General features: G+C 66.1%; 5 protein-coding genes and 1 tRNA gene. 3 read left to right on the forward strand and 3 right to left on the reverse strand.

The annotated features are described in order from the left end of the window. The coding region (dhaL, locus tag VW23_RS19225) for a dihydroxyacetone kinase subunit DhaL (RefSeq protein WP_069911163.1) at nucleotides 1-582 on the forward strand (582 nt) is incomplete at its 5' end. Nucleotides 583-699: 117 nt separating this feature from the next. Further along, the gene (locus tag VW23_RS19230; protein WP_069911164.1) at nucleotides 700-1,005 is read left to right on the forward strand and encodes a hypothetical protein; all 306 of its coding nucleotides are present in this window, start codon (nucleotides 700-702) and stop codon (nucleotides 1,003-1,005) included. 251 nt (nucleotides 1,006-1,256) lie between these two features. Here VW23_RS19230 and VW23_RS19235 read toward each other — a convergent pair whose 3' ends face one another. The 3 genes from VW23_RS19235 to VW23_RS19245 all read right to left on the reverse strand — a co-directional run bounded on the left by VW23_RS19235 (nucleotide 1,257) and on the right by VW23_RS19245 (nucleotide 3,437). After that, complete coding sequence (locus VW23_RS19235) at nucleotides 1,257-2,174, reverse strand: NADP-dependent oxidoreductase (RefSeq protein ID WP_069911165.1); 918 nt, start codon at nucleotides 2,172-2,174, stop codon at nucleotides 1,257-1,259. Between the two features lie 245 nt (nucleotides 2,175-2,419). Then, a tRNA-Met gene (locus VW23_RS19240) sits at nucleotides 2,420-2,496 on the reverse strand. Between the two features lie 143 nt (nucleotides 2,497-2,639). Then, nucleotides 2,640-3,437 carry a hypothetical protein gene (locus VW23_RS19245; RefSeq protein ID WP_069911166.1) on the reverse strand — a complete coding sequence of 266 codons (798 nt, stop codon included), beginning with the start codon at nucleotides 3,435-3,437 and terminating at the stop codon, nucleotides 2,640-2,642. A gap of 134 nt (nucleotides 3,438-3,571) precedes the next feature. Between VW23_RS19245 and VW23_RS19250 the strand changes: the two genes are divergently transcribed. Beyond that, nucleotides 3,572-4,609, forward strand: a complete 1,038-nt coding sequence (locus tag VW23_RS19250; RefSeq protein ID WP_069911167.1) for an aldo/keto reductase — start codon at nucleotides 3,572-3,574, stop codon at nucleotides 4,607-4,609. Nucleotides 4,610-4,782: the final 173 nt, after the last annotated feature.

Consider the following 4,782-nt stretch of genomic DNA (forward strand, 5'->3'; position numbering starts at 1 on the left):
GTCCTCACCTCGGCCTGCCGCGCCATCATCGCCGCCGAAGCCGAGCTGACCGAAATGGACCGCATCGTCGGCGACGGCGATATCGGCCACTCGCTGGCCAGCGGCGCCACCGCCTTGCTGCAACTGGCGCCCGGCTGGACCGCCCGCCCGCTCGATGCCGTGCTGCGCGAGAGCGGCCTTGCCCTGCGCAAGAGCATCGGCGGCACCTCCGGCCCGCTCTATGCCGCCTTCGCCATTGCCGCCGCTCAGTCGGTCGCCGATGGCGGAACTGACAGCGCCACCCTCGCCCGTGCTTTCAGCGCTGGGGCCGACGCCATCAAGCGGCTGGGCGGCGCCGACGCCGGCGACCGCACCATGCTCGATGCCCTGCTCCCCGCCGCCGCAGCGATGGCCGCCGGCACCACCGCCGAGCAGTTGACCGCTGCGGCCGTTGCCGCCCGCTCCGGCGCCGAACGCACCGCCACGATGCACCCCCGCCGCGGCCGCTCCAGCTATATCGGCGACCGCGCCCTCGGCCACCCCGACCCCGGCGCCGTCGCCATCGCGCTGTGGCTGGACGCCTCGGCGATGTCGGTGAGCTGAGTTCAATCCAAAGTTCCTTGCGACCGCAAGCACCGGTCGCAAGCAACTATTCCCGCCACTCCACGTTTCGTCGACAGGCCCGGCACGCCTCAACGATAACAATAGTGGAGAGAACTTATGATGATCCGCAGCTTTGTTTCCGCCGCCGCCCTCACCATTGCCATGCTGGCATCGGGCGCCATGGCGCAGACCTCGATCAACGGTACTGAGATTTCCGCCGAGGACCTGCCCAAGGTCCAGGCCCAGTGCGATTCTCTGGCGGCAGAAGTTGCCACGTCGGACAGCACAACCAACACCGAAAATGACGGCGACGAAGCCACCAAGGACGCCGATACTCCGGCCGAACTCGACCAGGGCACCACCAAGATTGACCTGGCGACGCTGACGCTCGACGCCTGCAAGACGGCCGGCTTCGTGAAGTAGGCAGCAGCCGGGCGGTTAGGCCGAAAGGTTCTGTTCCGCCCATGCGAAAAGCCCCGCCACCCTCGAGGCCGTGCGGGGCTTCATGCTGTCTGGAGGGAACCCTGCCCGGGGGCAGGAGTTGACTCCGAAGAGAGTGGTGGCCGGCGAACGATCCCCTTCAACCTTGGACTCGCCGGCTGCCGCTCTCGTATGATTCGCTTTCTGGCCAACCTTGGGCCCCGATCCGTCGGCAGCTCACCTGGAGCCAGGGATCAGTCGCGGACGCGGATAATTGTCTTGCCGCTGATCCGCCTGGTGGGATTGAAGACCGCGACGGCCTCATCGAGAGACGCGATGGTGCCGATATTCGTTCGCAATCGGCCGTCTCGCACCCGCTGCACGATCTCCGTCAACTGCGCACGGTCCGAGCCGACGACAAAGTCGATGGCAACGCCATCCTTGGGACGGGCTTCGACGGGGCCGACGATGGATACCAGCGCGCCTTCGCCTCGGACCAGGTTGGCGGAGCGCTTGCCGATGTCACCACCGATAGTGTCGAATACCAGATCAACGCCACCAACGTCCTCGAGCACATCGTTCTCGAGGTCGATGAACTCATGTGCTCCGAAATCGAGCGCCTTCTGGCGGTCGGCGGCGCGCCCGGTGCCGACGACATAGGCGCCCGCCTCACGGGCGAGCTGCGTCGCCATGGAGCCCACCGCACCGGCAGCGCCATGCGCGAGAACGCACTGGCCCGCCTGCAGGCGCCCCAGCACGAACAGGCCCTGCCAGGCGGTCAAGCCAGAGATCGGCAGGCTGGCGCCAATTGTGAAATCGACGTCGCCAGGCAGCGGCGCAAGGTTGCGGGCCTCGACCGCGATCGACTCGGCCAACGTACCGTCGCGATACCAGTCCGTCAGACCAAATACCCGCTGCCCCACCGATAGCCCCGTTGTACCGTAGCCCAGGGCGGTCACCACCCCCGCGAGCTCATGGCCGGGGATCGTCGGCGTCCGGTCACGATCGTCACGATCGGTCCAGGTCGAGGGCCAGGTCAGCTCGGTCGGAACGAAGCCCGACGCGTGGACCGCGACAACGACATCGTTTATCGCCGGCGACGGCTCGGGACGCTCCACCAGCCGCATTCCGGCGGTTCCTGCCGTCTGGTCTGTTACTGTGATTGCCTTCATGGGATGGTCTCCTTCCCGGGACAGCCGCCCAACTCCCGGAGAACGCGTCATGGTCGGGCGCCGCGTAATACCGCGAAGCCGTCTGCTGTTGCGACGTCAATCGTCAGCCCTTTGCCATCGATATGGGTTTCGTGCTGAGGGCTGACGCCGGGACGCTGAACCGGCGATTTCTCGGCACCACCGACCCGTCCGACCCCGAGAAATGAAAAACCCCGCTTTCGCGGGGTTCTTCTTGTGCCAAGCTTTGGTTGCGGGGACAGGATTTGAACCTGTGACCTTCAGGTTATGAGCCTGACGAGCTACCGGGCTGCTCCACCCCGCGTCAGATATCAAAGCCTTGGCTTTTTGCGCCTTCGTGTGCGGCCATCGCCGCCGACGCAGGGGGTATATAGGGGGTGATCTCCGCCACCTCAAGGCAAAAAGCGTGTCGCGTGACAGTTTTTTGACCAGCGGCCGCGAACCGCCCTACTGGGCGGGCGGCGGAGCCCCGTCGGCCGGGGCTTCCGCGTCGGCGGGCGGCTTGGCGCGGCAGCCGATGCGGAGCTCGCGATACAACTTGTTGCCGGCGTTGATCAGCTGGATCCGCGCCACCTCGAGCCCACGGCGGCTGGCCCGCGGGCCCAAAGCCTCCGGGCGCTTGGCCACATCCTTCGACAGCTTATCGAGATAGGGCACGAACAGTTGGATCGACTGGATCGCCGAGATCACTTCGGGGCACTTCTTGCCGATCCCCGCCGCCACGGCGAGCGCCAGGTTGGTCTCCGCCGCCTGCCGTGCCTCGATCATCGCCTGGGTGTATTCGGCGGTCTGGAGCTTGATCGGCTTGGCGTAACGCGGCTCGGCCGCCTTGTCGGCCGGCATGGCAAAGCTGGCGCATTGCCGGCTGAGCCACTCCTCGGCCCGCACCCGCGCCGCAAAAGTGATGACTCGCGCCTGCACGATATGGTTCTGCAGCGCCGCGATGTCCCTCGCGGGCTTCCCCTCGAGCGCCCCCCGCGCCTCGGCCAGCAGCCGATAGCCGAGCCCGAACGCGTTGGAGGCACGGCTCAGCTCGGCGCAATCGTTGCGCTGCGCCGCCGGCTGCAGCTTTATGGTGTCCCGGCCGACCGACTGGGTCACCGCACCGACCAGCGCCGCCAGCTCCTTGAGGTTCATCTGGCCGATCCGCCCCAGATCGGCCTCGTCCTGCGCCGCGGCCGGCCCACCCGTCAGCGTGGCGACGGCGAGAGCGAAGGCGGCGAGCGGCAGCAGAAATTTGCGCAACGGCGATATCCTTGAAATGGCGCGCACAATCTCTCCGATCCGGCTTGCCGGCGCAACCTCGGCCCGACCTTCGGGGGATTGTCTCTCATTGCCTCGCCTCATACGGTGCGCGCCGAACTTGAAGGGGCATTCCGATGAAGATGAAGACGCTTGGCCGCACCGATATCTCGGTGTCCGAGATTTGCCTGGGCACCATGACCTGGGGCAAGCAGAACACCGAGGCCGAGGGCCATCAGCAGATGGATTATGCCGTCGAGCACGGCGTCAACTTCTTCGATACCGCCGAGATGTACGCCGTGCCGCCGGACGCCTCGACCTATGGCAAGACCGAGGAAATCATCGGCAGCTGGTTCAAGACCACCGGCCGTCGTAACGACATTGTGTTGGCCAGCAAAGTCGCAGGTGGCGGGCGGCCCTGGGTGCGCGGCGGGCGCGGCATCGATGGGCCGAGCGTGCGTGAAGCGGTGGAGGGCAGCCTTCGGCGCCTCCAGACCGACCGCATCGATCTCTACCAGATCCATTGGCCGCGCCGCGGCCATTACCATTTCGAGGGCTCGTGGGACTACAACCCCTACCTGCAGGATAAGCAGAGCGTGTTGCCCAACATGCTCGAAGTGCTGCAGGTGATGGGCGAGCTGGTGCGGGAGGGCAAGATCCTGAATTTCGGCCTCTCCAATGAGAGCGCCTGGGGCACCATGCAGTATCTGAAGCTGTCGATGGAACTCGGCCTGCCGCGGGTGCAGACCATCCAGAACGAATACAACTTCCTCCGCCGCTACTACGACATGGACCTCGCCGAACTGGCCTTCCACGAGGATGTCGGGCTCTTGGCCTATTCGCCGCTGGCCGCGGGCGCCATCTCCGGCAAGTATCTTGGCGGCGTGCTGCCGGAGGGGACGCGCGGCGCGGTGGCCGGCTCGGCCTATCGCAACAACCAGTACACCGAGCCGGCGATCCGCGCCTATCTCGCGCTGGCCGAAAAGCACGGGCTCGACGTCTGCCAAATGGCCATCGCCTTCTGCCTGACCAAGCCGTTCATGACCTCGGTGATCATCGGCGCGACGACCATGGAGCAGCTCAAAACCAATATCGGTGCGGCCGATATGGTGCTGTCGGAGACGGTGCTGAGCGAGATCCAGCAGATTTTTATGCGCTACGCGCGCACGCTGTAGGCGATCAGACTGCCGGCAGACGGCCCCCCGCCCGGCCTCCCCCATGAAGGGGGAGGTGAAGAGTCGGGGCCCTGGCCTGATCGTGCCGCACACTGGATGCGGCACCTCCCCCTTGTGGGGGACTTCGAGCCGTCCCGCAGGGCAAATCGCTCCAGTGGAGCGATTTGAGGGGG

Origin of the sequence: Devosia insulae DS-56 (assembly GCF_000970465.2) — a bacterium.
GTDB lineage: Bacteria > Pseudomonadota > Alphaproteobacteria > Rhizobiales > Devosiaceae > Devosia_A > Devosia_A insulae.